The 26,707-nt window shown below is 45.0% G+C and carries 24 protein-coding genes; 15 read left to right on the top strand and 9 right to left on the bottom strand.

Going from position 1 to position 26,707, the window contains the following annotated elements:
* Positions 1-539: 539 nt before the first annotated feature.
* The 4 genes from AC6R05_RS06615 to AC6R05_RS06600 are packed head-to-tail and all read right to left on the bottom strand — an operon-like array spanning position 540 to position 5,092.
* Positions 540-2,696, bottom strand: a complete 2,157-nt coding sequence (locus AC6R05_RS06615; RefSeq protein WP_500646956.1) for a c-type cytochrome — start codon at positions 2,694-2,696, stop codon at positions 540-542.
* A complete protein-coding gene (locus AC6R05_RS06610; RefSeq protein ID WP_500646959.1) occupies positions 2,693-3,307 on the bottom strand; it encodes a cbb3-type cytochrome c oxidase subunit II in 615 nt (204 codons plus the stop codon). Before AC6R05_RS06610 ends, AC6R05_RS06615 begins: the two co-directional genes overlap by 4 nt.
* A complete protein-coding gene (gene ccoN / locus AC6R05_RS06605) occupies positions 3,308-4,717 on the bottom strand; it encodes a cytochrome-c oxidase, cbb3-type subunit I (RefSeq protein WP_500646955.1) in 1,410 nt (469 codons plus the stop codon).
* Positions 4,718-4,735: 18 nt separating this feature from the next.
* Positions 4,736-5,092 carry a c-type cytochrome gene (locus tag AC6R05_RS06600; protein ID WP_446577469.1) on the bottom strand — a complete coding sequence of 119 codons (357 nt, stop codon included), beginning with the start codon at positions 5,090-5,092 and terminating at the stop codon, positions 4,736-4,738.
* Between the two features lie 300 nt (positions 5,093-5,392).
* Between AC6R05_RS06600 and AC6R05_RS06595 the strand changes: the two genes are divergently transcribed.
* The 7 genes from AC6R05_RS06595 (at position 5,393) to AC6R05_RS06565 (ending at position 8,904) form a co-directional block, all read left to right on the top strand.
* Positions 5,393-6,154: a nitroreductase family protein gene (locus AC6R05_RS06595; protein WP_500646954.1), complete on the top strand. Its 762-nt coding sequence runs from the start codon at positions 5,393-5,395 to the stop codon at positions 6,152-6,154.
* 204 nt (positions 6,155-6,358) lie between these two features.
* A complete protein-coding gene (locus tag AC6R05_RS06590) occupies positions 6,359-6,673 on the top strand; it encodes a cupin domain-containing protein (RefSeq protein WP_500646953.1) in 315 nt (104 codons plus the stop codon).
* A gap of 38 nt (positions 6,674-6,711) precedes the next feature.
* Complete coding sequence (locus AC6R05_RS06585) at positions 6,712-6,927, top strand: DUF7661 family protein (protein ID WP_285464476.1); 216 nt, start codon at positions 6,712-6,714, stop codon at positions 6,925-6,927.
* Positions 6,928-6,957: 30 nt separating this feature from the next.
* A complete protein-coding gene (locus AC6R05_RS06580; protein ID WP_285464478.1) occupies positions 6,958-7,422 on the top strand; it encodes a GNAT family N-acetyltransferase in 465 nt (154 codons plus the stop codon).
* 122 nt (positions 7,423-7,544) lie between these two features.
* Positions 7,545-7,841, top strand: coding sequence for a hypothetical protein (locus tag AC6R05_RS06575; protein WP_500646952.1), 297 nt, complete (start codon positions 7,545-7,547; stop codon positions 7,839-7,841).
* Between the two features lie 50 nt (positions 7,842-7,891).
* A complete protein-coding gene (locus tag AC6R05_RS06570; RefSeq protein WP_500646951.1) occupies positions 7,892-8,623 on the top strand; it encodes a Crp/Fnr family transcriptional regulator in 732 nt (243 codons plus the stop codon).
* Between the two features lie 131 nt (positions 8,624-8,754).
* Positions 8,755-8,904 carry a hypothetical protein gene (locus AC6R05_RS06565; RefSeq protein WP_172974302.1) on the top strand — a complete coding sequence of 50 codons (150 nt, stop codon included), beginning with the start codon at positions 8,755-8,757 and terminating at the stop codon, positions 8,902-8,904.
* Between the two features lie 100 nt (positions 8,905-9,004).
* On the opposite strand, the gene AC6R05_RS06560 is transcribed toward AC6R05_RS06565, so the two are convergent.
* From AC6R05_RS06560 to AC6R05_RS06540, 5 genes are all read right to left on the bottom strand, one after another.
* Complete coding sequence (locus tag AC6R05_RS06560; protein ID WP_285464483.1) at positions 9,005-9,673, bottom strand: DUF2057 family protein; 669 nt, start codon at positions 9,671-9,673, stop codon at positions 9,005-9,007.
* Between the two features lie 156 nt (positions 9,674-9,829).
* Complete coding sequence (locus AC6R05_RS06555; RefSeq protein ID WP_160168797.1) at positions 9,830-9,991, bottom strand: hypothetical protein; 162 nt, start codon at positions 9,989-9,991, stop codon at positions 9,830-9,832.
* A gap of 210 nt (positions 9,992-10,201) precedes the next feature.
* Positions 10,202-12,613 (bottom strand): hybrid sensor histidine kinase/response regulator, encoded by a 2,412-nt coding sequence (locus AC6R05_RS06550; RefSeq protein WP_500646950.1) that lies wholly within the window; start codon positions 12,611-12,613, stop codon positions 10,202-10,204.
* Positions 12,606-13,700 (bottom strand): cytochrome-c peroxidase, encoded by a 1,095-nt coding sequence (locus AC6R05_RS06545; RefSeq protein ID WP_500646949.1) that lies wholly within the window; start codon positions 13,698-13,700, stop codon positions 12,606-12,608. The genes AC6R05_RS06550 and AC6R05_RS06545 overlap by 8 nt, the downstream gene beginning before the upstream one ends.
* Positions 13,701-13,986: 286 nt before the next feature.
* On the bottom strand, positions 13,987-15,549 hold the full coding sequence (locus AC6R05_RS06540; protein ID WP_500646948.1) for an arylsulfatase: 1,563 nt from the start codon (positions 15,547-15,549) through the stop codon (positions 13,987-13,989).
* A 344-nt stretch (positions 15,550-15,893) separates the two neighbouring features.
* Between AC6R05_RS06540 and AC6R05_RS06535 the strand changes: the two genes are divergently transcribed.
* The 8 genes from AC6R05_RS06535 (at position 15,894) to AC6R05_RS06500 (ending at position 26,641) form a co-directional block, all read left to right on the top strand.
* Positions 15,894-17,438 carry an arylsulfatase gene (locus AC6R05_RS06535; RefSeq protein ID WP_152470492.1) on the top strand — a complete coding sequence of 515 codons (1,545 nt, stop codon included), beginning with the start codon at positions 15,894-15,896 and terminating at the stop codon, positions 17,436-17,438.
* A gap of 155 nt (positions 17,439-17,593) precedes the next feature.
* Positions 17,594-19,912: a tetratricopeptide repeat protein gene (locus AC6R05_RS06530; protein ID WP_500646947.1), complete on the top strand. Its 2,319-nt coding sequence runs from the start codon at positions 17,594-17,596 to the stop codon at positions 19,910-19,912.
* A gap of 124 nt (positions 19,913-20,036) precedes the next feature.
* Positions 20,037-21,020: an AAA family ATPase gene (locus AC6R05_RS06525; RefSeq protein ID WP_500646946.1), complete on the top strand. Its 984-nt coding sequence runs from the start codon at positions 20,037-20,039 to the stop codon at positions 21,018-21,020.
* 12 nt (positions 21,021-21,032) lie between these two features.
* Positions 21,033-21,995: a DUF58 domain-containing protein gene (locus AC6R05_RS06520; RefSeq protein WP_500646945.1), complete on the top strand. Its 963-nt coding sequence runs from the start codon at positions 21,033-21,035 to the stop codon at positions 21,993-21,995.
* On the top strand, positions 21,995-22,519 hold the full coding sequence (locus AC6R05_RS06515) for a DUF4381 domain-containing protein (RefSeq protein WP_408695084.1): 525 nt from the start codon (positions 21,995-21,997) through the stop codon (positions 22,517-22,519). The genes AC6R05_RS06520 and AC6R05_RS06515 overlap by 1 nt, the downstream gene beginning before the upstream one ends.
* On the top strand, positions 22,512-23,603 hold the full coding sequence (locus tag AC6R05_RS06510) for a vWA domain-containing protein (protein WP_500646944.1): 1,092 nt from the start codon (positions 22,512-22,514) through the stop codon (positions 23,601-23,603). Before AC6R05_RS06515 ends, AC6R05_RS06510 begins: the two co-directional genes overlap by 8 nt.
* Positions 23,596-25,293 (top strand): vWA domain-containing protein, encoded by a 1,698-nt coding sequence (locus tag AC6R05_RS06505; protein ID WP_500646943.1) that lies wholly within the window; start codon positions 23,596-23,598, stop codon positions 25,291-25,293. Before AC6R05_RS06510 ends, AC6R05_RS06505 begins: the two co-directional genes overlap by 8 nt.
* A complete protein-coding gene (locus tag AC6R05_RS06500) occupies positions 25,286-26,641 on the top strand; it encodes a BatD family protein (protein WP_500646942.1) in 1,356 nt (451 codons plus the stop codon). The genes AC6R05_RS06505 and AC6R05_RS06500 overlap by 8 nt, the downstream gene beginning before the upstream one ends.
* Positions 26,642-26,707: the final 66 nt, after the last annotated feature.

Here is a 26,707-nt window from a genome sequence, read left to right as displayed (position 1 = left end):
AGCGAATTCTTGCGGCTCTGCATTCGATAGCCCTTCAAGGGTGTTGTAAATGAGAGTGGATTTATCCATAAACTGTCCTTAGTACATCTGTTAAAAATGAAAGCATTATGCACTCTGTGTAGTATTGTTTCTGGGATTCCGATCGCAATATGTGTTAATTAATCGTTATCTTTAGTGATTGATCTCTAATGAATAATGACTCAATAATGTAAAAAAGAGACCTTGAGCAGGTCTCTTTTGCCAGGGCGTGTTGATCTTTTGAGCTGGTTTTTGCAGCGAGTTGCTGGGTATTTATACAAGGCAGAGGCTTTGATGTGTAGCTAGCCTACATGAGAAGCCGATAACGCAGTAGAAATAACCAGCAAACGCTGCCCGAAGGGTTCGGCTAAAAGCGTTTTACTCTTTGTTGAGGGAGATTTGCTTAGAATGACTAGGCTACGTCTCCCTCGCCGCGATTAAAACGCTTTTATCTCGAACAAAATTCAACCACGAAAGGTCAACACGCCCTAGATCATGTCCTTTTAAACCAACAGATATCGTTATTTGATATGGATATTGTTGTCTCTCCGGTCATACATATCAGGGGTTGTGTGTAACCCGCCAGCGTATCCCGCCGCTTCTAAGGTCTCTCTCACTTCTCGAACGTATTCCGGTGTAACAGGGTCGTGTCTGTCTCCTAGGTTTTTACGTACAAAGGTGATGAGTTCTGCCAAACTTTGGTCAGAGAGTACCTCTTCAAAACTGGCCATTGGCATGAAGTTTCTATCTTTATCGAGATAGGTTGGTTGTAGGCCTCGAACCGTTACTGCAACAGTGTTAAACGGATCGCTGTGCATGATGATCCCGTTGTTTAGCAGAGTAGGGGCTATTGGGTCTCGACCTTTACCATCATCACCGTGGCAAGCCCCACAAGTTTGACGGTAGGTCGTGTAGATATCAGACTGATACGCTGCTTCATCAAAACCTTTCGGCTGCAAAGGAACTGCGTCAGGTGAGATGATATTGTGGGTATCGCCTTGTAACAGGTAATACGACATTGATTCGATATCTTCCCGCGTCATTAAGCTCAAGCTATTTTTTACCACGTCAGCCATGCCCGCAAATGCGGTGCCTTTGTCTGAGTGACCAGTGTGCAAGAAGTCCGTTAACGTCTTTTCATCCCATCCATCAATGTAGAGCTCGTTAGCAGTAATATCTGGAGCGTTCCAACCATCAATTAAGTTGCCTTGGAATATACGTTCAGGTATCAAAGCTTGAGCGATATTTCTCGGGGTGTGACACTCAGAGCAGTGTCCGAGCCCAGCCACCCAGTATTTACCCTGTTGCCACTTCTCGACATCTTCCACACTCTCTTTAAGTTCCTGTGGCACTTGATAGTCGATTGGGTCGGTGTCCATAAAGACAATGTTCCAGCCTAACAGTCCAAGTCTGATGTTGGATGGGAATATCATGCTGTTATCATCATTTCTGCGAGAAACTGCAGGGATTGACTGCATATATTCCCAAAGGTCTATCATGTCTTGATCAGTGAGGTATTGATAGGAAGTGTAGGGCATTGCTGGATAGAGGTAGCCCTCTTTGCCTTTACCCCTGACCAATGCATCCCTAAAGTCATCAAAGTCATATCGACCGATGCCTTCACTGGCGTGAGGGGTTATATTGGTTGAGTAAACAGTACCAAACGGAGTCACAAACGGTAGACCACCTGCAAAGGGTTCCCCACCTTCAGCACTATGACAAGCAACACAATCACCGGCATGAGCAAGGTACTCACCACGTTCAACCGAGTCCGCTTTTAAAGCAGCAAGTCTTTCTACTTCGGTATGTTCTGAATGGCGGATGTAAGCGCCCAGGGCAAGAATCTCGTTTGCTGTAAGTTGTCCTTCAAAGGCTGGCATTAAGTTGTTGAGGCCGTAATTGATTGTGTGTTGTATCTCTTCGATACTGCCGCCGTGCAGCCAAATACTGTCTGAGAGGTCTGGTACACCAATAGTAGGGTTAGCAACAGTGCCATCAGCATGACAGGAAGCGCAGTTTTTTATGAAGAGGCTCTTGCCCAGTTCGACTTTGACCTCTGGCACGTCGGTGTGACGCTGATTGAGAGAGGCGAGATAGTAAGACATTTTGGATATCTCATCAGGTCTCAGAATCTCACTCCAACCCGGCATCGCGCCGTTTCTGCCTTTGGCGATAGAGTGGATAATGGCATTGTCGTCACCACCGTATAACCACTCTTGATCAATGAGATTGGGGAAGTGCTTCTGACCTTGAGCATTGTCTCTGTGGCATGCTGCGCAATGGGTTTGAAACAGAATTTGGCCACTGGCAACAATTTCAGGTACCAAAGCTAAGGTGTTGAGATCGGTTTGAGTCTGTATTGCTATTTGCTCGTCCAGTGAGGTAGACGGGGAGCTCAATCTGTCATCGCTCTGTTGCCAATCAACTAGACCTCTCCATTCTCCCATACCGGGGTACAGCACGAGGTAACCAGCAGAAATAACAAAAGCGATGGCGTAGCTAACAAATAACAACTTAGGTGGAGGCGCGTCTTTCTCTTCAATGTTATCAAAAGTACCGACGGTATGGTCTTGGTCGGCTTTATGGTTACTGCGCCAATATTTAACAACCACAGAAACCATTAAAACAAAGAAGACTAGGGTGCAAATGATCGCCCACCAGTTCCAGAATGTACTCATGGTGACACCTCCTGTGCTGTATCTTGCCCGAGGCTTTGTAAGTAACGAATGAGCGCTTCTGCTTTGGTTTTGCCTCTTACTTGTAGCCTCGCTTCGCTGATCTCCCTATCTGTATATGGCACACCGAGAGTTCGCAGCGTTTTCATCTTGTCTCCAATGTCATCACCTGAAAGCGTTTGTTCGAACAACCAAGGGTATGCGGGCATGATTGACGTAGGTACGACTTGTCTAGGGTTAATGAGATGGATAACGTGCCACTGGTCAGAATATTTTCGACCTAGGTTAGTAAGATCGGGCCCAGTACGTTTTGAGCCCCAAAGATTTGGGAATTCATAGATGTCGTCAGCTTCTTGATTCGCACGACCGTTGCGCTTTACCTCGGGAGCGAGTGGGCGAACCATCTGTGTATGACATACATGGCACCCTTCGCTGATGTAGATATCACGGCCAGCTAACTCCAGTGCAGTGAGGGGCTTAGCTAAGCTTCCTTCGGCTATATCTGCGGTGCGCACAATATTAGGGACAACCCATACCAATAGTGAGAAGGAGGCGACGACGACCGTTGTGATAATCAGGATCCAAACCGATTGAGTGAAGTCTTTACTCATAATCTATGACTCCTTTGCTACAAGCGCACTCGGCATGCGAACAGTTTTGTAGAGGTTGACGGCCATCAATAGCAGACCCAACACAAACAGAGCACCGCCAAAGAAACGCAGGAACAACCACGGAGCCTTGAATTCCATAGCTTGTACGAAGCTATAAACTAATTCGCCGTTGTCGTTTTGTGTTAGCCACATGTAGCCTTCGCCGATACCTGCGACCCACAGTGCAATGGCGTAAAGAGCAACCCCAGCATGCGCGAGCCAAAAATGCCATTTAAGTAGCCTTGGTGACCACAGTTCGGTTTTATTCCACAGTCGAGGAATGAAGTAGTAGAAGACCGCAATGCCTGACATGCCAACCCAACCTAGAGCACCTGAGTGAACGTGCCCGATAACCCATTCGGTATTGTGAGCGAGCATGTTAAACCAGCGAATCGCGAGTAGAGGGCCTTCGAATGTCGCTAAGCAGTAGTAGAGAATCGCCGAGAAAAAGAACAACAGGATATAGTCGTTTTTTAGTTTCTCTTTGTTCTGAAGCAGTGTCATGGCGCTGTTGAACGCACCCGCCCACGAAGGAAGCCAAAGAATCAATGACATCACAATGCCGATGTTTTGTACCCACACAGGAACAGAGGAGTAAATCAAATGATGGGTTCCTGCCCAAGTATAGAAACCGACCAAGCCCCAAAAGTGGATTACCGATAGACGGTATGAGTAAATCGGACGGTCAGCGGCTTTGGGGATGAAGTAGTAGTTCATACCGATGATGCCAGCTGTAAGCAGGAAGCCAACTGCATTATGTCCCCACCACCATTGGACGATAGCGTCTTGAGCGCCGGCAAATACCGAGTATGACTTCATTGCTGAAACAGGCATGGCAAGATTGTTGATGATAAAGATCATCGCGATAACGATAATGAATGCCGCGAAGAACCAGTTAGCAACAAAAATATGTCCCACCTTGCGTTTGGCTATCGTACCGAAGAAGAGAACGGCGTAAAGAACCCAAACAAAGACAATTAACAAGTCGATTGGCCACTCTAGTTCAGCGTACTCTTTAGAAGTAGTGTAGCCCGCTGGGAGTGAAATCAAAGCAAGTAATAGTACGATCTGCCATCCCCAGAACACCATCCACGCCAAGCTTTTGTTGAAGAGTTGGCAATGTCCGGTTCGCTGAGCAATGTAAAGTGAAGTCCCCATAAGGATATTCACGACGAATCCGTAGATGACGCCGGAGGTGTGAAGTGGGCGCAGGCGACCGAATTGAAAGTACTGAGAGTCGAAATTGAGGATGGGCCAGTAGAGTTGCGCAGCTAGAATCACCCCGATTAACATTCCTAAAATGGCCCAGGTGAAAGATGCCAGAATGAAGTACTTAACCACCTTCACACTGTATTGCGTTGTCACGTTATCCATAACAAGCTCCTGTAAAGGTTACTTTTCGTTGCCGAGTTGTGAGTAGAAGTAGGAGATATCCTCAATGTCTTGGTCGGAAAGAGCATCAGCTTGTTGCTGCATTAAAACGGCAAGTCCACTGGTACGCTCGCGAGTTTGATAGTCTTTAAGCGATGAAATTAGATACCCCATTTTTTGACCGCGTAGATTTGGGTAGGGCTCTTGAGTTGAGATGCCGTCTTCGCCATGGCAGGTCATGCATACCTTGGCTTTCTGTTTGCCTATCTCGAACTGCTCATCGTTGCTCACAGCATGTGCTGAGGAAAAGAGAGCAGTTGTGACGACCAGAGAGGTGAATAGTGTCTTCGGATTCCATCGATCTTGAATTAAGCTCATCACTGTTTCCTTAGAAGTGTGAAGATACATCGCTAAGTGGCCAATTCTCAGCTGCCAAGCAGCACAATCGCGTTGTTATGTGCATTTAGGTCCGGTAAATGCAATTTATAAAGGTTAAGCACAGTTGTGTAGAAGTGCTAATTGGAAAGGTTTTTCTTTTAGTTGTTTTAGTAGTACGTAAAGGGTGTCTGTTTCGGATTAGTTCAACTGAAAGAAAAACAACAGAAAGCGAAGTTAGAATTGAGTTGCGGCTGGGTTCGTATTAAGTATGATCAGAACTTTGCTCTTTGAGAGCACGTTATGAGTCAACCTATTTGTGAGCCTGACATGCCGCTAGAACACCAATCCTCGACCTTTGAAACGATTGTAAATACACGACGTTCAGTTAGAAAATATGATGCGAACGCAGAGTTTAACCATGATGATGTTGCGACAGCACTAGAGTTAACGACTTTGGCACCAAATAGCAGCAATATGCAGATGTGGGAGTTTCATCGTGTTATCTCTTCCGACAAACGTGAGAAGCTTGCTGAATATTGCATGGGTCAGAACGCAGCTAAAACGGCGAATGAGCTTGTCGTGTTTGTCGCGACAACACACAACTGGAAAGAGCGTGCACAGCGCAACGCTCAAAAAGTACGTGAGGCATTTAAAGGTCGTGAAGACGCCGCAGCAAAGCGCGCTCTCAAATATTACGAAACCTTGATTCCAATGGTTTACAACAACGACGCGTTCGGGATTCGAGGTGTTTTCCGCAAGGCCTATAGCTGGTGGCTTGGTCGCAACAAACCTATGGTGAGAGAAGTCAGTAAAACCGATGTTCGAGTTTGCTTACACAAAAGTGTTTCCCTCGCCGCAATGACTTTTATGTATGCGATGCGTGAAAAAGGGTACGACACATGTCCAATGGAAGGCTTCGATTCTATACGAGTGAAAGCTCTGCTCGGCTTACGTGACAGTGACCAGATCACTATGATTGTGAGTTGTGGTGTCCGAACGGATGAGGGCATCTACGGTGATCGTCAAAGAGTGGAGATGGACACTGTGATAAAAAGTCACTAACACTTCAACGATGAAAACCCTACCCAATGTGATAGGGTTTTTTCTATCGTGAGCTTTGGCTTTCATCCACCTCCGATTCTCAATTCCTTGTCGTGATTTTCCATTCCTTGTCTTATTACGGTTGACGTCACCGTAACAAACAGACACTCTTAATATGCTTATAATCCAGTTGCTTATCTAACGGTTCGAACCTAAGGAACGACTATGCCAAACCTGTTTTCAGAGATACCCAAAGACATTCCAAATGAGATATTTGAGGATATTGTCTCTACCGAGAGTATTCGCATTGAACGTATCGTTTCTCAAGGGCAAAGCTCACCAGAAACGGGTTGGTATGACCAAGATGAACATGAATGGGTATTGGTGTTGAGTGGACAAGGGGTTATCGGTTTTGAAGATGGTTCAGAAGTGACTTTGAACTCGGGTGATTACATCAACATCAAAGCACACCAGAAGCACAAGGTTGTGCGTACGGCCGCTGATGAAGCCACTGTTTGGCTCGCTGTTTTCTATCGCTAGGTGATGTGACTGAAATAAGATGGAGTAGAGGTAACAGTATGTTTATTAAATTTAATGTGTATGGGCAAAAAATGTCGGTACAGCGCAAGGGCGACGAATGGCTGCTATTTAAAGAGTCCGATACTTCCATGCGAGCAAGAGTATACGACGTTGTGATTCCATCTGATCTTCAAGAGCAAGAGTTGAGAACTTATCTTGCTGATATTTACCATGAGTTCGCAAGATCAGAGTTCCCTGATGTTGTAGAGATTTAACCGAAACAAGTGTTGAGAAAAGGCATTCTGATGATTATTCGAGAGTATCAACCCGAAGATGCAACGCATTTGTGGGACCTGTTTTTTAATACCGTGAGAAACGTAAACATCCAACACTATAGTCAGGCTCAGGTTGAAGCGTGGGCACCTTCTGAATTTTCAATGGAGGTTTGGCAAAACAAGATGGATAAGACCCGTCCCTTTGTTGTTGAACTGGAAGGAGTCGTTGTTGGGTATACAGACTTGCAAGAGAGCGGGTTGATAGACCATTTCTTTTGTCATCATGAATATCAAGGACGAGGCGTCGGCCGACAACTCATGTCACACGTATTGGACTTAGCAAAACAAAAGGGATTAAAAAGGGTCTTTTCTGAAGTAAGCATCACAGCGCGTCCTTTTTACGAGCACTTTGGATTCTCTGTAGTGAATGAACAGACTATCGAAGTCCGTGGGCAAACCATGAATAATTTTGTGATGGAAAAGCTATTAGACTAGATATTTTCAGTCTGGAATTGACGTATTTTCAGTAAATCTACGGTTGTTGCTGACAGGTCAGCTTGATAATTTTCCGGTTAGCAAAACCATTAACTTAATGGAACCTTTGAGTAAGGATCATAATGGGTTTAGAAGCCTTATCCTTTGCCGTCGATGTACTCATTACAACTTGTTGTATGTACATTGCTTCGAAAATGTCTTTCGTATCTGCGGATTTTAAGTCCTTAGCGCTGATTGCTTTTATCGTCTTAATCATTGCACTTATTCCAAGTGTTGGAGGCATATTGAGCTTAATCTCATTTGTCTTCTTACTGACTAAAGCAACTCATTCATCCGTTGGTGATTGTGTTTGGGTTGTACTCTTCACTAAGGTCATTTCATTGTTGTTTGTTCTGTTGATTGGTAGCGCGCTTTATTAGTGTTTTGGCACTTTTGTAGTATTGACTTCGCCGCTTCTCAGGAACCTACCATGATAGACGCTCACCTTTATGACCAGATTAAATGGCCGTGTGACCTCTCCAAGATTGTGATTGAAAAACTCAAGCAAATCGCTGTACTTAAGCAGGGGATTGATGCGCTAGAAATCACGAAACGTTATCAGAATGTTCCAGGGGTCTATTACATCTTAAGCGGCTCTGCTGGTCTCTGTTTTTCGACACAAAATATGCAACACATGTCTGGTGGGGTCATTGGTAGAGGGGATTGGATAGGGGCATTAGCTGTTTACAAGGAATACCAACTGTTCGCGGTTGCTGAGGAAGTCAATCCTCTCTCTATGGTCTTCTTTCCTCGAAAAAAGGTTCGTGATTTGGCGGAAAAAGTGCCTGAAGTCTACAAATGGTTACTACATTGTGCGACGCAAAGCTACTCGGTGTGGATGCAAGCGTACTTGACCTCGATTCATGAAAAGGAACAGAAAACCGTTTATGTGCTGTTAGAGCTTGCCGCGAGACAAAACACGGACGTCAATGATGTGGCAAGAATCGATGTTTCCCAAAGCCAGCTGAGTTCGATTACTGGAATCTCACGCCCACGCTTGAATGAAGTCTTAAAAAACCTAGAGAAAAAGAAAGGAATTAAGACGCATCGAGGCAGGGTGGTGATCTCTGATTTCGATGTTCTTTACCATTGCATTTCACCGATGAACCTGATGTTGAGAGACCCCTCTGACAGGTTGATGCCACAATTATCCGGCGAATAACACATAATTAATTTTTATATCAGTAAATGCTATTTTATGTTCTTTTCGGAACATACTAGCCACCAAGTTTTCTATAAATTTAGAGCCGAATACAGAAATTATAAATCAGTGATAAGTAACAGGAAGCTTAAATGAAAATGTCAGTGTTGGAATACAAAATCTGTGGTATCGGTGTATGGATAAAGGCGACAGTGTCACAACGTTGCGCTTACATGCTCGCGTTAGAGTACGAACGATTGGGGTGGCCAACCAGAATTGATGGCGAAGCTAGAGATGTGTAGAAATGAGAAAAGCTGGTATCAAACCAGCTTTTTTATTTTAAACCTTTTCTATTGTGAACCTTGGCTTAGTGCACTTTGGAGTATCGCGCACTCGTGATGGCTACTTATTCACAAACTCTTTGAAGCGTTGCTTCGTTGCGTCATCAGCTTTTTCATACCAGAAATACAGCATCTCTTCTGCAGTATTGTCCGACGCTTTTACATTCGCTGGTAGCGTTACAGGCTGAACTGGGGTATTTGCCGCTGCTGCATTAATCGTTGCTGCTGAAGCAGTTGCGCTAGCCAATGCTGCGACACCACCTTGTTTATTGTAGTTTGCCGCTTCTGTTGGGTAGTTTCGCCCAATCTGCATGCCTTTTTTCACTAACGTATCTTCTTTGGTCTCAACTGTTTGCTGATCTGAGTCAACAAGGCTCCATTGAAGATCTTTCATGCCTTCTTTTGCCGCGCTGATATTGCGGTACTTAGGCATATTGAATGTCAGTGTAGTGTTACTCGCATCAAATGTTGCGATGATGGTGTCACTGTCGATGAATTCACGGTCATTACCTTGATCAAAGGCTACCTGATATTGGAATACAATTTGGTTCTGACCATCTGGCAGTGTCATGGTTTTATGAGATGAGAAAAGTCCGCCATCTAGGTCTGGTTTACTTTCGTTAACCGCTAAGATGTCCACACTTGAAGGGACTTTGATTTCAACGTCAGCAGAAGCGAAAGGTGCCGCTACCAATGCAGTGATTAAGGCAATCTTTTGTGTCGTTTTCATAATCGGGCAAGTTGTTTGGAAAGAAGGAATTACAATCTCACGCACGCGCGTCGAGTTCAAGCGATGTCTATGAAATTAAGGATATTTTGCGGAATCTTAACGTAACTGAAACAAACAGTGATGAGTGACCGAACAGCTAGTCACTCATTTTAACGATTATTCTAAATAGAAGTAACCGTTGTCCTTCTTACAAATTGGGATCTCCATGTTACCCACGAAGTCACCATCGACGTAGCAAGGGACATACGGCGTTGCTAAGGAAGAAGCGAACGTCATGGCAGGTGCAAGTGCAAAGAGAGCAATAATTATGTATTTCATCTTGTGTCCTTAAGTCTGAAGTACAATTTGCGCTGAGGATTAGCCTCTGCATGAGCTTTAAAAATAGTACAAATGATATAATTGTCAATTTGTGATACTGCTCGCTCATCATTTCCGAAATTTAGTCTACCTCTTTGTTATTTATGAGTTTTCTGACTGTCCAAGAACATATCGATATTCATAAAACATCAATACAACTCTGGCTTAGAGTTAACCCGTTTTTAATTGTTGTTGGTACTTATCGATGAGTCGTTTTGCTTGGTGGCTATTAACCGTTAAACGGTTGATTATCTGCTGCAACAGCTCTGCAGGGGGCATTTTCTCGTCATTCAAATCAAGTTCCACATCTTCAATAAGCATTAAGATTTCGGACATATCGAACCGTAATGAAACCTCTTTGATCGTCTGAATGATGGGGCTAATTTCATCGGGTTGGGAATGCGTAAACACTTCGATAAGTGCATCAATCTGAACGTCAAATTCAGCTTTCAGTGATTGCAAATATTCAATTTTCTCTTGATGAGAAAGATGTTCAGGAGATAGCAGATTACTGGTAGAAAGTTCTTCTTCAGTCATCGGTAGCTTGTCTGTTGGGTAGCGTGTTAAACGAGTGACGTTGCAGGGAATTCCAGTTTCACAATCTAGTGTGCGGATATATCGATTATCTTGAAATAGTTGTTCAAATTGCTCGATTGCGTTTTGCAGGCTGTTTTTCTGGAGAGGTTTAGTCAGTACAAAGTTAGCGCCGCACTCAATAAACTCATCATGAGCTTCTTTAAATACATCGGCAGTGCAAGCAAAAATGGCAGTCTTTAGTTTGAGCTTTTGCCTAATGTTACGAATGGCTTCTATGCCACTCATGTGAGGCATGTGATTGTCCATGATGATTAGGTCATATGATTGCTTCTTGAGCTTGTCTAAGGCTTGTAGTCCATCGTAGGCATTGTCTACCTTGAGGTCGAGTGACTCACAGAACTTCTTGATAACCATGGCGTTAATTTTATTGTCTTCAACAAGCAATACTGTGAAGTTTTTGAGAACAATACCGTGAGATTCAACGGCTTTTTGCTCTGTCTGTTGCTCTACCTGTTTGAGCTCAAATGGAATGCTGACGACAAACTGTGTTCCGACGTTGAGCTGACTAGATACTGAAATGTTTCCACCCATCAACTCGACCAACTGTTTCACGATAGATAGCCCAAGTCCCGTCCCACCAAATTTACGAGTTGTTGAGAGTTCAGCTTGCTCAAAAGCACTGAAGATTCCTTCTATCTTATCTTCAGCAATACCAATACCGGTATCTGTAACTCGCATTTGGACCGTTGCTGGTGATGTATCTTGTATATTGAATTCGAGCTCGACTTGGCCTTTTTCGGTAAACTTAACCGCATTACCTGCCAAGTTAAACAGTATCTGCCGAGTTCTCGCTTGGTCTCCAACCAATTGGGTGTTTTGCGGCACGTTGTTTTTGATGATGAGTTTAATGCCTTTGTCTTCCGCGAGAGAGGTAAGTGTTTTGTCTAAGTGAACGGTGAGATCGGGAATTGAGAATGGGCTGCTTTCAAGCTCCATTTTGCCTTGCTCTACTTTAGAGAAGTCGAGAATGTCGTTCAAAATAGTGACAAGGTGTTGGCCAGAGTCGATGATGACTTGCGCTTGTTTACGGGTATTTTGTTCTTTCGAGTCTTCACGAATGATTTGCGCGATGCCTAATACACCATTCATCGGAGTGCGTAACTCATGACTCATGGTTGCGAGGAATAAAGATTTGGCGTTGTTGGCTTTCTCAGCGTTGTCTGCCGCTATTTGATAAGCGACCGCATTCGTTTTCAGCTCATAGTAGCGCCATATCGCGATGGTAATGCAGAGTGCGAAGAGCAGTATAACAAGTGCTGTTGTGATGCTGGCAATGAGTCGATTAAGGTAATCTTGTAAGTCGATAAAGCCATGTTCGATCTGGTCGAGATAGGTAATATGCTCAGGAGATAATGCCTTTGAAATTAACTGCCTATGTTGTTGCTCAATCTCTCTAAACGTTATTGCAAGTCTTAGTGTTTCGTCGGTTATTAATGGGGAAGTTGTAGATTCCAATGCTTGTTGGTTTATATAACTAGAATCGTCATTAAGAGATTGATCCAAAATAGAGATGTTCGAGAGTAATGTACCGTAGGTTTGGCTTTGTGAATCGCCTGTTGAGGAGCTAACCAGCAAATCAGTAAGAGATTGAAGAATGAACTGACGGACCACAGTATGGCCCACAATATGGTCGAGGTGGTCGACGGTTTCTATCGAACGAAAGTAGAAGCTGTCTAGTAAAGCTTGGGTTTCCAGTTCTTTAAATAGGAATGAGTGTATCTCCGTGTTAGCGTATGTTTGGTGAAGTTGCTGCAGATCTTTTTCTAACTGCACTAGGCTCGCAGAGATTTCATAAGGATCGGAAATCCCATTTATCATACTGCCAGCGATGATGTCTCTTTTTGCTAGTACTTTATGGCCGAGCTCGCGGGTAGCCTCCCCATAATTGATGACTTTTCCGTATTCAGAGTACGCTAAAGTGATGTAAGCGATTAGGCCTACAAACATAGACGCAAAGAAAAGCGAGAGTAGTTTGAATTTATTCATTTTCGAACACCTCTAAAATGTGAGGGCGTTGTCCGGTTAGGGTTTCTAAGAAGCTTTTTAATTGCGCTATGGTTTCATCTTCAAATGTTTTTCCAAGCTGGCTTTCTCCCATGATTTTAATCGCTTCTTCGAGTGAATCGGTTTGACCATCATGGAAGTAGGGCGCTGTGATAGCGACGTTTCGTAAGCTCGCAACTCGAAATAGGTGCCTATCAATCTCTTTACCAGTAAACATATATCGGCCTTGGTCGTGGCTTCGCTCTTGCCCTGTTTTGGTCAATCCAAAGTAACCAAATCGCATCACCATTCCGCCGCCGATGTTAGTGCCTTGATGACAACGAATACAGCCCTCATCCTGAAAGGTCTGCCAACCTTGCTTGGCGCTTTCACCAATCGCATTTTCATCGCCTTTTAGGTATCTGTCGAAAGGGGAGTTAGGCGTTGTGAGGGCGTTCATGAACTCAACCAAACTTAATTTGATAGACTGTTCATTGATCTCTAAACCCAGCTCAGAGAACAACAACTCATATTGCTCAGATTGAGACACGTAGTTTGTAATGAGGGCCCAGTTAGAGTCCATTTCTGCTGTGTTATGTACTGGACCATCAATTTGAGAGTTCAACGTGTTGACCCGGCCATCCCAGAAGAATCGATAGTTGTAAGCGGTGTTAAATACCGTTAGAGAGTTACGCATCCCAGCCCCGTTTACACCAATTGAAATGGGGATCACCTCGGCACCGTTGGTTTGAAGGTGGTGACAACTTTCACAACTGATACTGCGGTTTGAAGATAAGTTGCGATCTTTAAAAAGCATCCAGCCCACCTTGGCAAGCGGTTTGTTCACGATAAGATTCGTTGGTATAGGAGTGATTCTATGTTGTGAGAGAGCATTATTGTGCTCAATATTGGAAGATGAGTGATCGTCTTTAATTGTTAGTTGAGTTTTTTCTAGATGATGCTCATTGTGCTGATGTCCATCGTGAGAAATAGCGCTCGTATGGTTAGGTCGAATGAGCGCTTCGTAGATAAGAACGACGACCGACATAGTAACAATAACGCCGAGTCCAACGAGATACGGTATTTTCATAACATTAGTTCCATCTAATGAACGATAAATAACACGGCGTAGTTGTTGGGTAAATCAGCTGAGTAAGTGGTTTCGCTTAATTCGCTCGGCTTTTAAATGATCTCATCAAATAATCTCAACGTACAAGCCTTGTTAAACTTTTATAAATTTAGTTTCATATCGTAATGCTTGCAAGCTGGGTGATTCTCTCAGCGATTCAGACTGTTTCTAATCCAAGAATGCAAAAAACCGCGAGAACAGAGTCCTCACGGTTTTATTGCTGTTCACTCTACTTTGAGAGTAAAGCTTATTGTGCTTGCCTCGCCGCAGCTTCTAGCTGTTGTAATCGACCTTGTAGCGAGTATGCTGCTTGGTTGAAGTTGCCTGGGTTCAATACTTGGCTCTTCTGCATTGGGTAGTCAGGTAGAGTCGCCATAAACTCTTGAACTTGTCCGCCTACCGGTACGAATAGCCACATGTTGTCTGCCATCCAACGTAGGTACATGCCAGATTCATGCGGTGCTTTTTCGAATGGGTCAGCACGTAGGTGTACGACTTGAGGCCAGTTTGGTTGGAAACGCACAGCGTCTGTGATGTTACCGTCCATTACCGCAAATGAGATCTTGAAGTCATTCCAACGAACCGCGTTTAACTCACCGTTTGCAGAGAAGTAAAGCAGGCTGTCACGTGGGCCTTGTTCTTCTTTACCTTCAAAGTATGGTAGGAAGTTGTAGCCATCTAGGTGAACACGCCAGTTTTTACCGTTGTAACGAGCACCGTCGTCAGACGCCAGTTTCTCTACAACTTTATCATCACCAGCTGCTGCTAGAAGCGTTGGGATCCAGTCTTGATGCGCCATGATGTCGTTGATCTTAGTACCCGGTTCAATCACACCAGGCCAGCGAACAAGTTGTGGTACACGCATACCGCCTTCGTAAGTTGTGCCTTTCTCACCGTGGAAGTAAGTTGCGCCGCCGTCAGGCCAAGATACTGTTTCTGCACCGTTATCTGTTGAGTAGATAACAATGGTGTTGTCTGCGATTTTCAGTTCGTCCAGCTTGTCTAGAAGCACACCAACGTGGTCATCGTGCTCTAACATACCGTCAGCGTAGATACTGATACCTGATTTACCTTGGTACTTCTCTTGTAGACGCGTCCAAACGTGCATACGTGTGGTGTTGTGCCAGATGAAGAATGGCTTGTCAGCTTTCACAGCTTTTTCCATAAATGCTAGAGATTCTTCTAGGAACTCTTCATCCGCATGCTCCATACGCTTACGCGTCATTGGGCCTGTGTCTTCGATCTTACCGTCAGCCGTAGACTTGATAACACCACGAGGGCCGAAGTTCTTACGGAACTCAGGATCTTTAGGGTAGTAGTATGTCTCTGGCTCTTCTTCTGCATTCAGGTGGTATAGGTTACCGAAGAACTGGTCAAAACCGTGGTTAGTAGGTAAGTGCTTGTCTTGGTCACCCATGTGGTTCTTACCGAACTGAGCTGTCATGTAGCCTTGTTCTTTCAGTAAGTCAGCAATCGTTGGAGCCCAGTCTGGAATACCGTGGTCAGAACCTGGCATACCGATAGTAAGCAGACCTGTACGGAACGGTTCTTGACCTGTTAAGAATGCAGCACGACCCGCAGTACACGATTGCTGACCGTAGTGGTCAGTAAACAGTGCACCTTCATTAGCGATACGGTCAATGTTTGGTGTTTCGTAACCCATCATGCCGTTGTTGTATGCACTGATGTTAAACACACCAATGTCATCACCCCAGATCGCAAGAATGTTAGGCTTTTCTGCAGCGGTCACTGCTGAAGAAGCTGCTAATAAGCCAACACCTAATGCTAGTTTATTAATTTTAGTACCCATAAGGACTCCGATTTACTTTTAAAAATAATGCGTTAAGTCAACACATCGATGAGCAAACATTAATCTCAAAAATCGGTTCTGTCCTTTTATAGTAGTTATAACCATTCGTTATGTGGGTTATCTAAGCTTCTGATTTTAAAGGGTTATGTTGTCTTTGTTTTAAGTTGGCTTACACAGGTTGTGTGATCTCTATCATGAAGTAGAACGTACATAGGCAAGTTTTTTAACGGTGGTGTTAGATAAGAAATGACAAATTAATTAATAGCTTACCCAATCTCGCTATTGTTTAAATCTTGGACTATATGTTGAAGGGCAGGACGCAAACAACTAAAGAAGAGGTTTCTATGACAGCAAAATATGGTGTCAAACGTCGGCTAGCGATATTGGGTTCCGCAATGCTAGTTGCAACATCAACGATGGCGGCTGAAAAGCCCAACATTTTGGTTATTTGGGGTGATGATATTGGTCAATCCAATGTCAGTGCTTACACTTTTGGCTTAATGGGGTATCAAACTCCTAACATCGATAGCATCGCCAAAGAAGGTATGATGTTTACCGATTATTACGCAGAGCAGTCTTGTACCGCGGGGCGTTCTACCTTTATTACCGGACAAAGTGTTCTCCGAACAGGTTTGAGTAAAGTAGGTCTACCGGGAGCGGACATCGGTTTGCAAGCTGAAGACGCAACCATTGCTGAGCTACTTAAACCAATGGGCTACATGACTGGTCAATTTGGTAAAAACCACCTCGGTGATAAAGATGAATTCCTTCCAACAGCACACGGGTTTGACGAATTTTTTGGCAACCTTTACCACCTGAATGCTGAAGAAGAACCAGAAAATGAAGACTACCCAAAAGACCCAGAGTTTCGTAAGAAATTTGGTCCGCGTGGTGTAATTAAGTCCTTCGCTGATGGGAAAATTGAAGATACCGGTCCGTTGACGCGCAAGCGTATGGAAACGGTAGATGAAGAAACGTTAGACGCGGCACTCGATTTTATGGATCGCGCTGTCAAAGCTGATAAACCTTTCTTTGTTTGGTGGAATGCGACTCGCATGCACTTTAGAACGCACGTACAGCCAGACAGCAAAGGCGTGACTGGTATCAGTAATTATGCCGACGGCATGGTTGAGCATGACAGACATGTAGGCCAACTACTGAAACAAGTAGATGACTTAGGCATTAAAGACAACACCATCGTATTCTATTCGACAGATAATGGCCCTCACATGAACTCGTGGCCTGATGCGGGTACAACACCGTTCCGTGGTGAGAAGAACACCAACTGGGAAGGTGCATATCGAGTACCAGCTATGGTTCGATGGCCAGGTAAGATTGAGCCAGGAACCATCTCTAACGAAATTATGCATCATATGGACTGGATGCCAACATTCCTAGCGGCTGCAGGTGACGACCAAATTAAAGAGAAGCTACTTAAAGGGCATACTGCGGGCGATAAAACGTTCAAAGTTCACCTTGATGGTTACAACTTCTTACCTTACCTAACCGGTGAAGAGGATAAAGGACGTCGTGCAGAGATCTTCTACTTCACTGATGATGGTGATTTAGCCGCGCTTCGTTACAACAACTGGAAAGCGGTGTTCATGGAGCAGCGAGCGACAGGTACGATGCAAATTTGGGCAGAACCGTTTGTAACATTGCGTCTACCTAAACTGTTCAACCTTCGTATGGACCCATATGAAAACGCAGATATCACTTCGAACACCTACTATGACTGGTTGCTAGATCACGCATACATGTTTGTTCCTGCGCAGGCATACGTCGGTAAGTTCTTGGAAACTTTTGCTGAGTATCCACCGAGACAAAAAGCGGCGAGCTTCAGTTTGGATCAGGTAATGGAAAAACTTCAGGAAAGCCACAACAAATAGTTTGGTATGAGTGAATCGAAAAAGAGCTCTTAGGGGCTCTTTTTTTTGTTTTCATTCAAGTCACAATATTTCATACATTGCGAACTAAATAATTGTATTAACGTTATTTTTTCGTCTACCTTATTAAACATAGGCGAGATTAAACAAGGAATGTTATGTCTGCGATGTTGTTATCAATGGTCAGTGGCGTCAAGCGCGTTTGTCAAACTGTTACCGTTGGGTTATTGCTTAGTTTGAGTAGTTATGTATCCGCACAACCAGCGAACTATGTTGGGTCTGAAGCTTGTATTGATTGCCATGCAGATCAAGTTGAAGCTTGGCAAGGTTCACATCACGACATGGCAATGAAACATGCAGATAAAACGTCTGTTTTAGGCGACTTTGATGATGTTCGTGTCATGCATGATGGAAAAGAAAATCGTTTTTTTCAAAATGGGAAGGAATACTGGGTCAATATCGAAGGGCCTGATGGTCAGTTTCATGATTATAAAATCAGCTATACCTTCGCTTTCGAGCCACTTCAGCAATACATGGTGGAGTTTGATGATGGTCGAGTGCAGTTGATTCCTTTCGCTTGGGATTCCCGCCCTAATGAAGCAGGCGGCCAGCGCTGGTTTCATCTCTATCCTGATACCACTAATACCGATGAGTTTTACTGGACCAACAGCGGCCAGAATTGGAACTTCATGTGTGCCGATTGCCATTCAACCAACCTGCAGAAAAACTACGACACAGAACAGAATCGTTATCAAACCACTTGGTCAGAAATCAATGTCGGATGTGAGGCTTGTCATGGGCCTGCAAGTGACCATGTTGACATGGCGAACAAATCAGAAAGTGGGGAAGCGCAATCAATCGGTGTTTCTTTTGATGCTGCCAGTCATTACGGTTTTGACCGGGATTTATCTAAAGCTGTAAAAGAGTGGGTATACCAAGAAGGGAATACGACACTTCAACCGAAAGACATTATTCATACCAATCAAGTGCAGACCTGCGCGCAGTGCCACAGCCGTCGCACACAACTCAATGAATCGGGAGACCATGTTAAGGGCTCTTTCTTTGATAAATACCGATTAAGCCTGATCTCCCCTGAACTCTACTACCATGATGGCCAAATTTACGATGAAGACTACGTTTTTGGCTCGTTCTTACAATCGGCAATGGCTGAGAAAGGCGTGACTTGTACCAACTGTCATGACCCTCATACAGCTGAATTAAAGATCGCCGAAGAAGCAGTATGTAGCCAGTGCCATATTGCCTCCGAGTACACCCCTGAAAAACATACTTTCCATCAAGCCGGCACTGAGGCGTCGAAATGTACGACCTGTCATATGCCAGAAACAACCTACATGCAGGTTGACCCACGACGCGACCATAGTTGGCATGTACCGCGCCCTGATATCAGCCAGCATATTGATACACCGAACGTGTGTACAAGCTGTCACGAAGACAAAACCGACCAATGGGCAGATGCTCAGATCGCTAAATGGTTCCCAGAATCCAAGTATCGTAACCAACAACACTTTGCCGTGGCTTTTTATGCCGATGCGATTGGGCATCGAGGCGCAGTGGATGCTTTGGCGTACTCATCGCAAGACTCTAGCCTAAGTAACATTATCCGGGCTTCGAGCCTTGAGCGTATGGCTGGAAATACGGGGCAAAATACGCTGATTTCACTAGCAAGAGCGATTAAGCATGACAACGAGATGATTCGATTGGGCGCTGTTGCGGGCTCTTCAGGTTATGAGTTCAGTGACCGTTGGCAGATACTTGAACCATTATTGACTGATTCAGTACTCTCGGTACGAAGTGAAGCTGCAGGTGCTCTAGTTCGTTATTGGCGAGAAATGAACCCGCTGCAAAAAGACATCATTAAACCCGCTTTGGCTGAGTACATAGAGATACAAGAGTTTAATGCGGACAGAGGTTTTGGACGCACTAACTTGGGTAACGTTTATCGAGATCTTGGCCAGCACGATAAGGCGATTGAATACTACCAAGGAGCAATAAAAATAGAGCCTTATTTTGAGAACAGCTACGCCAACTTAGCGGATCTTTATCGTGCTATGGGGGATGAAACTAAAGCGATGGCGACGCTGAAGCAAGGTATTGAAGCACAGCCAAAATCGAGTGTATTGCCTTATAGCGCTGGGTTAGCAGCACTAAGAGGAAAGGACTACGTTCAGGCGAGAGCATATCTTGAGCAAGCGGCGGAAATGGCCGACACCAATCCGCAGTACTGGTATGTCTATGGTCTATCATTAGAGCAGGTTGATGTGCTCGCGAGTGCCAGAGCGTTACAGCGTGCTTACACAGCGAGTCGTAATCCACAGCACCTCTATGCACAATGCGAAATTCTGGCACGTAACTCAGCGCAATCGGGAGTGAAACCAGCGTTCGATCGTTGTGTTCAGCAGCTAGAGAAAATCGCACCGCCAGATGCTGTTAATCAACTGAAAAGAATGATCAAATGATAGCCTTCTAACGGAATAAGACAGAACGACCATTGTGAGAAAAGTAGCTATTGCCTTTATAACCAATAGTTATAGCGCTTGTGAGTAGGATGTACACAGCATATCGAATTGATAAGGATGACCTATGAACCACGCACAGCAAGCGATAAATCGACTCATAGAACAAACTGAAAAAAGTGTTATCGGTCAGAGCCACGTTGTTAGAGCTCTGGTCATCGGTCTACTCACCAATGGACATGTTCTGTTGGAGGGTTTACCAGGAACCGCGAAAACACGTTCAGTGAAGTCTCTCTCTAATTTACTTAACGCGAGCTTTGGTCGTATTCAATTTACACCCGATCTCCTGCCTTCGGATGTGACAGGTACAGAGGTCTACCAAGAGGTCGAAGGTAAACCTCAATTACATTTTCAAGCCGGTCCTATCTTTAATAGCATTGTTTTGGCAGACGAAGTGAACCGTGCGCCCGCGAAAGTACAAGCAGCGTTACTTGAAGCGATGGCAGAAGGTACGATTACCGTTGGTGGTCAAACCCATGTATTGCCTGAATTGTTCATGGTGTTAGCAACCCAAAACCCAGTAGAGCAAGAAGGCACATACCCGTTACCTGAAGCGCAAATGGACCGTTTCATTATGAAAGTCACGGTTGATTACCCTGAAGATGCCGCTGAGCGTGACATCATTCGATTAGTAAGAAGTGAAGAGCTAGGGAGTGAAACCAGTTCTGAATTGATTACGCCCCAACATATTGAACCTGAACTTGTCATAGAAGCACGCCGTCAATTACCAGATATCACTGTCTCTGAACTTGTTGAAGATTATATCGTAGCTCTCGTCATGGCGACGCGAAAGCCTGAACGTTACAGCGATTCGAATCTACCAAAATGGTTAGAGATTGGAGCAAGTCCGCGCGCGTCAATTGCTCTTGATAAATGCGCAAGAGCCTATGCATGGCTACAAGGGCGTGACCACGTCACAATTGATGATGTGCGAGCTATGGTTCCCACTGTGTTAGGGCATCGTTTTTCTCTATCTTATGATGCGTTGGCCGATGGTGTTGACCACCAACGAGTGATCGAAGAGTTGCTTGACGCAGTAGAGATTGGTTAAACGGGAGGCGTTATGGCTAAGCCAACTCAAGCGCCACAGTCACAAGGGCTAGATCCTCGGCTGTACTGCGATTATGCAAAGCTCGTTCGGTTACAGGCTCAAGCCGAGTCGTTTACCTTATTGCCACACTTGAAGGCGGGCAGTGTGCTGTCTGGTCGTCATAATTCCTTGTTTCGTGGTCGCGGTCTGAACTTTGAAGAGTTAAGGCATTACCAATTAGGCGACGACATTCGAAATCTGGATTGGAAAGTAACGATGCGTACCGGTAAGCCACATGTACGTAGCTATACCGAAGAGAAAGACCGTAATGTGATTATCTGTGTCGACCAACGCAGTTCAATGTTTTTTGCTTCTCAATCCGTTATGAAGTCCGTGGTTGCTGCGGAGCTTGCGGCAATTTGTGGTTGGCGAGTGCTTAAAGACGGCGACCGCGTTGGCTACCTGATCGCATCACATCAAGCGCTATTTCACAGTAAGGCGCAACGTTCCCAAAATGATCTGCTTTCCCAATTAAAGCATCTAGTTAAGGCTAACCAGAGTTTAGATGTGGCTTCACATGATAATAACGATGTGACGTTCAGTCGTTGGATTGAGAGAATTAAACGCATGGGGCTCAAGCAATCTACTCTCATTTTTATTAGTGATTGGCGTGACTGTGAGGAGCATCATCTTGATCGTTTGCAACAGCTGCAACAGCACAATGACGTTTTGGCAATTATGGTCAGTGACCCTCTAGAACAAGCACTTCCAAATACACTCGCGGACGCAAAGTGGGTGGTGGGTGATGGTCGATACCAACTCAACCTCGACAGCCAGAGTAAAGTGACGGCGGCCAGCGAAAGCTTGGCACAAAAAGCAGCGCTTCAGAAGCAGTCGTTAGCTAAGTTAATGGCGATTAAGCATCTGCCGTATATCGAAGTAGATACCTCGGGGCAACATGTGTCTCAATTCCAAAAGCTAGTGGGAGGTCGCTAATGTCAGTCGAACATACTCCTCCTAGTACTTACATACTGCGTGATATTCAAGATGTCGCGGTACCTGACAGCGTCAGTTGGCTACCTCAAACGATAGGTTGGAAGGTTTTAGGTGTCGCGCTAATCATGGCGCTTGCATACGCTACTTATCGCTACGCTTGTTATCGTTGGCACAACCGCTATCGTCAAGAAGCATTAGACGTGCTTGATCAGTTAGATCCTTCGGATAAAGGCTCGGCTAAGCGTGTTTTTGAAGTGCTGAAATCGGTTCTTCGTTATCTGAATGCTCGTCATGCGAGTATTCATGGTGAAGGTGCATTGGCTACGCTAGATGACTATCTACCTAAAAAAACATCCACTACATTTCAGGATAGCGCCTCTAAAATTTGGATGGAGAGTTTAGTTAACCCAAGCGTTTATCTGACATTTGAACAACGTGTGGAAATTATAGAGAAGGCGACCACATGGGTGAAAGTGCACCAATACAGAGGTTCAGAGAAACCTCAGGAGACGCCACGTGCTTGATCTAATTTCACCTAGTTTTGAATTTGAACATCTACTTTGGTTAGTGATACTTCCGCTACCGTTTCTTGTCTACTTTGCTGTTCCTGCGTATCGAACAAAGCAGATGGCGATTAAAGTTCCTTTCTTTCGAGACCTAGTTGACGCCGTTGGTGAGACACCTTCTGAGGGCGCGAGTCAGTTAACACCTAGCTGGTGGCAGCGAGTAACCCTAATTGTTACCTGGATCTTGGTCGTTTGCGCGTTGGCGAAACCGACCATTCTTGGAGAGCCGCAAACTCGCGAACAGTTCGGTCGTGACGTTATGGTAGTTGTCGATCTATCTGGCTCTATGGCGGAGGAGGACTTTACCTCGAAAGCCGGAGAAAGAATCTCGCGTCTTGATGCAACCAAAGAGGTGCTATCCGATTTTGCGAAAACGCGAGAAGGCGACCGCCTAGGATTGATCTTGTTTGGTGATGCTGCGTTCGTTCAAACGCCATTTACTGCAGACCAAAGTGTGTGGCTAGAACTGCTTAACCAGACGGATGTTGCTATGGCAGGGCAGAGTACTCATTTGGGCGATGCGATTGGCCTTGCAATTAAAGTTTTCGAACAAAGCCATAATCAACGCGATGCTTTGAGTGACCAAGTGCCTGAGCAGGATAGAGAAAAAGTGGTGATCGTGCTGACGGATGGTAATGACACTGGCAGTTTTGTTGAGCCAATTGATGCCGCTAAGGTGGCTAAAGCGAAAGGTGTGCGTATCCATGTTATTGCAATGGGTGATCCGCAAACCGTTGGTGAAGTGGCGCTAGATATGGAAACCATTCGTCGTATAGCCGAGGAGTCGGGAGGAAGCGCATTTGAGGCGTTGAATCGAGACGAACTGCAAAAGGCTTATGCGGAAATCGGTGAACTAGAACCTCAGCTCTATGAGAGCACGACTTATCGTCCGAAACAGACGATTCATCATCACTTAATGGCAATCGTGGTTGTTATGTATTTGACCGCCTTCAGCGCAGCGACCATGCGTCGTCGAAACCTCTTGAGAAAAGCGAAGCAACCTTTGGTTCAGAAGCAAAAACAAGGAGAACAGAATGTTTGATTCTCTCGTTTTGCAGCAAGTGTTTACTCAATTTCATTTTATTCGCCCATTGTGGCTGCTCGCCTTCATTCCAATGTTCTTCTTACTTTGGCTACGTTGGCGTGAAGAGACGAAACCTAGTTGGAAAGATGTGCTGCCTGAGCATCTGCGCAACGCTCTCACGATCGGAGAACGAGGCTGGCGTAAACAGTTACCACTGAAGCTACTAATGGTGATCGTCGCTATCGCGATATTGATTTGTGCAGGTCCAACATGGCAAAGGGAGGCTTCGCCTTTTGGTGAAGATAAAGCCTCTATGTTGGTGGTGCTGGACAACAGTGAAACCATGTTGCTCAAAGATCTTCCACCGAGTCGATTGGAGCGCTCCAAGCAAAAGGTTCGCGATTTACTGGCTGCGAGAAATGGTGGTAATACAGGGTTAGTTGTCTACTCCGGTAGCGCTCACGTTGCAATGCCTGTTACGCAAGACAGCAAAGTGTTCGAACCTTTCTTGGCAGCGATTACACCCGAGATCATGCCGGTTGAAGGTAAAATAGCTGAGACAGCGCTACCGCTTATCGACCAACAATTAGGGGGGGAGCCGGGCTCGACAGTCTTGCTCGTAACAGATGGTGTTAACCCAGCAACAATAAAAGCGTATGAAACGTTTTTTGAGGATAAACCTTATCAACTTTTAATTCTTGCAGCAGGTAATCGCAACATCGTTAGTGATAATCCCGTCGATCTTGCCGCACTGAACGATCTGGCGAGTGCGACCAATGGACGTGTTATTGAAGTCACGGTCGATGACGCCGACATTCAAGCACTAAACCGTGCGGTTGAACGTAATATGCAGCTCAATGGTGAATCAGCAATGCCGTGGAAAGACATGGGCTATGGGTTACTGTTTCCTATTGCTCTCATTATGTTGCTATGGTTCCGAAAGGGCTGGTTAGTGCAATGGTGTATGGTTGGTGTACTGGTGACAGGTTCTTTCTACTCTAACCCGACGATGGCTGAACCTGTTAAATTGACGGCGGAAAAGCCAGTTCAAATTGAAGAAGTCACCGCTTGGGACAAATCCTCTCAGTGGTGGTGGGATTTATGGTTAACTCCCGATCAGCAAGGGCAACGTCTACTTAATCAGCAAGAGTACCTTGAGGCGGCGAAGCATTTTCAAGATCCACTGCGAAAAGGTGTCGCTTACTACTATGCCCGTGAGTTCAAGCTTGCTCATAGCGCCTTCCTACAAGCCAAGACAGATTTAGGTGTCTATTACTCAGCGACAGCGCTAGCGCGTCAGAGAGAATACTTAGCTGCTCGTGATTTATTGAAGTCACTATTGGAGAAACCAGATCTTGATAGCGAGCTTGCGGAAAAGGTTGAGCACAACCTCTCAGTATTCAACGGTATTGTTGAAGAGGTGAATCGCATGAGTGAAAGCCAAGCAGGCACGACCGATGGTCCTGAAGAGTCATTTGAACTTGATGAAGATAAACCAAGAACTGGAGATGGTGCAGAAGAAGAAACGGTCGCAGAACTGATGCTCAAAGAGACCCTGAACGCCAATGAAATACTCGGTAGTCAAGAACTGGCTGATAAATGGTTGAAAAGAGTCGAGGCGGATCCGAAGTACTTCTTAAAAGCGAAGTTTCAGATTCAGTTACGAGAGCCACAAATCGATGTAGAGCAGGAGAGCAACAATGAATAAATCTCTGCGTCATAGAATGAAAAGCGCGTTGAAAAACTGCCGCAGTCTATTAGTTATTGCTGCTGTTTTGATTATGAGTATGACATCTCAATCGGTTTTAGCTAACGACATCAATGACCTGTACAAGGCAGGAAAGGTAGAGTTAATTGCTTGGGTAGGCGAGCAGCCAACAACAGTCGACGAGAGCGAATCTAAGAAGGAGGTTCCAACTTTCAGTGTTAATGAGCAGGTCGTATTAACGATTGAGGTTGCGACGCCACGTTGGTTCACTGGCGGTACTCGTATTGGTAACGTAGAAATGGCGGATGTTATTGCGAAGCAAAGGAATACACTCGCCACTAACTACACGGCACGTAAAAATGGTGAAACGTGGTCAAGACAGCGTTGGGAAATCACTTTGTACCCGCAAAAGAGTGGAGACTATGTGATACCGCGTCTGCCAGTCCGTGTGCAAGTATCCGCGGACGATGGTGAGAAAGTGAGTGGAACCCTATATACCCAACCGATCAAATTCAAAACACAGTTGCCTTCGGGTTTACTCACCGATGACACTCCTTGGTTTAGTGCGACCAGTGTTGATGTTGAGCAGCGGTGGCAACAATCCAATGAGAATTTAAAGGTTGGTGATGCGATCACTCGAACCGTTACTATCAAGGCACAAGACAGTTTATCTGTACTGCTGCCTAACTTGTTAGAGAACGAATCTACAGCTCAATACCAGGCATACCCTCAACCGCATAAATTAGATGATACGCAAGAGCGTGGGGATTACCGCTCAGAGCGAATTGAAGAGTCGGTGTATGTTATCCAACAAGGTGGTGATTTCACGCTACCTGAGTTGACCTTTCAGTGGTGGAATACTAAAGACGAACGATTAGAAACGGTTGTATTGGAGTCTACGTCATTTAGCGCGAAGCACACTCTAAAGTCATTTGTTAAAGCGTACTCAACAGCCATGATTGTCGCTGCTTTGTTTATTGCGATTGTGGTGATTATAGTGTTAGCGGGAAGACGTTATTATCAGACACGTCCGACTCCAAGGTGGTTAGCATTCCGCCGAGTTGTAAAAGCGGGCAATTGGCCGAAGATTCGCGGATTTGTTTATCGAGAGCTCAGAAGTAAATCGTCACTGCTGGAGCTTGATAAGTGTTCGGATACTGAAGATTGGTCAGAGACAAATTTTGCATTTCAAAAAGGCAGCCAAGAGACTCACATTTTGCAGCGAGTTTGGAAGGTGGTGATTGAAACCCACAACCATAATGATCCGAACAGTCGCCAAAGCCCGCTACCTTGGTGGCGAAAATATTTTCCTAAAGCCTTATCTGATTTGGACCGTAAATCTCGATAGCGTGTGCCGTATCGCGGTGTTATGCCACTGAATCAACTAGGATTATAAAAGTACATTTGCAGACTC

This window comes from Vibrio sp. R11-SG3-ISO9 (assembly GCF_059834255.1).
This window is presented reverse-complemented; position numbering and strand designations above follow the sequence as displayed.

Bases quoted from the DNA above. Each gene is read 5' to 3' on its own strand.
- AC6R05_RS06535 (WP_152470492.1), top strand. From the start codon at position 15,894: ATGACAGCAAAATATGGTGTCAAACGTCGGCTAGCGATATTGGGTTCC.
- AC6R05_RS06595 (WP_500646954.1), top strand. From the start codon at position 5,393: ATGAGTCAACCTATTTGTGAGCCTGACATGCCGCTAGAACACCAATCC.
- AC6R05_RS06555 (WP_160168797.1), bottom strand. From the start codon at position 9,991: ATGAAATACATAATTATTGCTCTCTTTGCACTTGCACCTGCCATGACG.
- AC6R05_RS06540 (WP_500646948.1), bottom strand. From the start codon at position 15,549: ATGGGTACTAAAATTAATAAACTAGCATTAGGTGTTGGCTTATTAGCA.
- AC6R05_RS06580 (WP_285464478.1), top strand. From the start codon at position 6,958: ATGATTATTCGAGAGTATCAACCCGAAGATGCAACGCATTTGTGGGAC.
- ccoN (WP_500646955.1), bottom strand. From the start codon at position 4,717: ATGGATAACGTGACAACGCAATACAGTGTGAAGGTGGTTAAGTACTTC.
- AC6R05_RS06500 (WP_500646942.1), top strand. From the start codon at position 25,286: ATGAATAAATCTCTGCGTCATAGAATGAAAAGCGCGTTGAAAAACTGC.
- AC6R05_RS06530 (WP_500646947.1), top strand. From the start codon at position 17,594: ATGTCTGCGATGTTGTTATCAATGGTCAGTGGCGTCAAGCGCGTTTGT.
- AC6R05_RS06520 (WP_500646945.1), top strand. From the start codon at position 21,033: ATGGCTAAGCCAACTCAAGCGCCACAGTCACAAGGGCTAGATCCTCGG.
- AC6R05_RS06565 (WP_172974302.1), top strand. From the start codon at position 8,755: ATGAAAATGTCAGTGTTGGAATACAAAATCTGTGGTATCGGTGTATGG.
- AC6R05_RS06585 (WP_285464476.1), top strand. From the start codon at position 6,712: ATGTTTATTAAATTTAATGTGTATGGGCAAAAAATGTCGGTACAGCGC.
- AC6R05_RS06560 (WP_285464483.1), bottom strand. From the start codon at position 9,673: ATGAAAACGACACAAAAGATTGCCTTAATCACTGCATTGGTAGCGGCA.
- AC6R05_RS06550 (WP_500646950.1), bottom strand. From the start codon at position 12,613: ATGAATAAATTCAAACTACTCTCGCTTTTCTTTGCGTCTATGTTTGTA.
- AC6R05_RS06570 (WP_500646951.1), top strand. From the start codon at position 7,892: ATGATAGACGCTCACCTTTATGACCAGATTAAATGGCCGTGTGACCTC.
- AC6R05_RS06590 (WP_500646953.1), top strand. From the start codon at position 6,359: ATGCCAAACCTGTTTTCAGAGATACCCAAAGACATTCCAAATGAGATA.
- AC6R05_RS06515 (WP_408695084.1), top strand. From the start codon at position 21,995: ATGTCAGTCGAACATACTCCTCCTAGTACTTACATACTGCGTGATATT.
- AC6R05_RS06600 (WP_446577469.1), bottom strand. From the start codon at position 5,092: ATGAGCTTAATTCAAGATCGATGGAATCCGAAGACACTATTCACCTCT.
- AC6R05_RS06615 (WP_500646956.1), bottom strand. From the start codon at position 2,696: ATGAGTACATTCTGGAACTGGTGGGCGATCATTTGCACCCTAGTCTTC.
- AC6R05_RS06505 (WP_500646943.1), top strand. From the start codon at position 23,596: ATGTTTGATTCTCTCGTTTTGCAGCAAGTGTTTACTCAATTTCATTTT.
- AC6R05_RS06525 (WP_500646946.1), top strand. From the start codon at position 20,037: ATGAACCACGCACAGCAAGCGATAAATCGACTCATAGAACAAACTGAA.
- AC6R05_RS06545 (WP_500646949.1), bottom strand. From the start codon at position 13,700: ATGAAAATACCGTATCTCGTTGGACTCGGCGTTATTGTTACTATGTCG.
- AC6R05_RS06575 (WP_500646952.1), top strand. From the start codon at position 7,545: ATGGGTTTAGAAGCCTTATCCTTTGCCGTCGATGTACTCATTACAACT.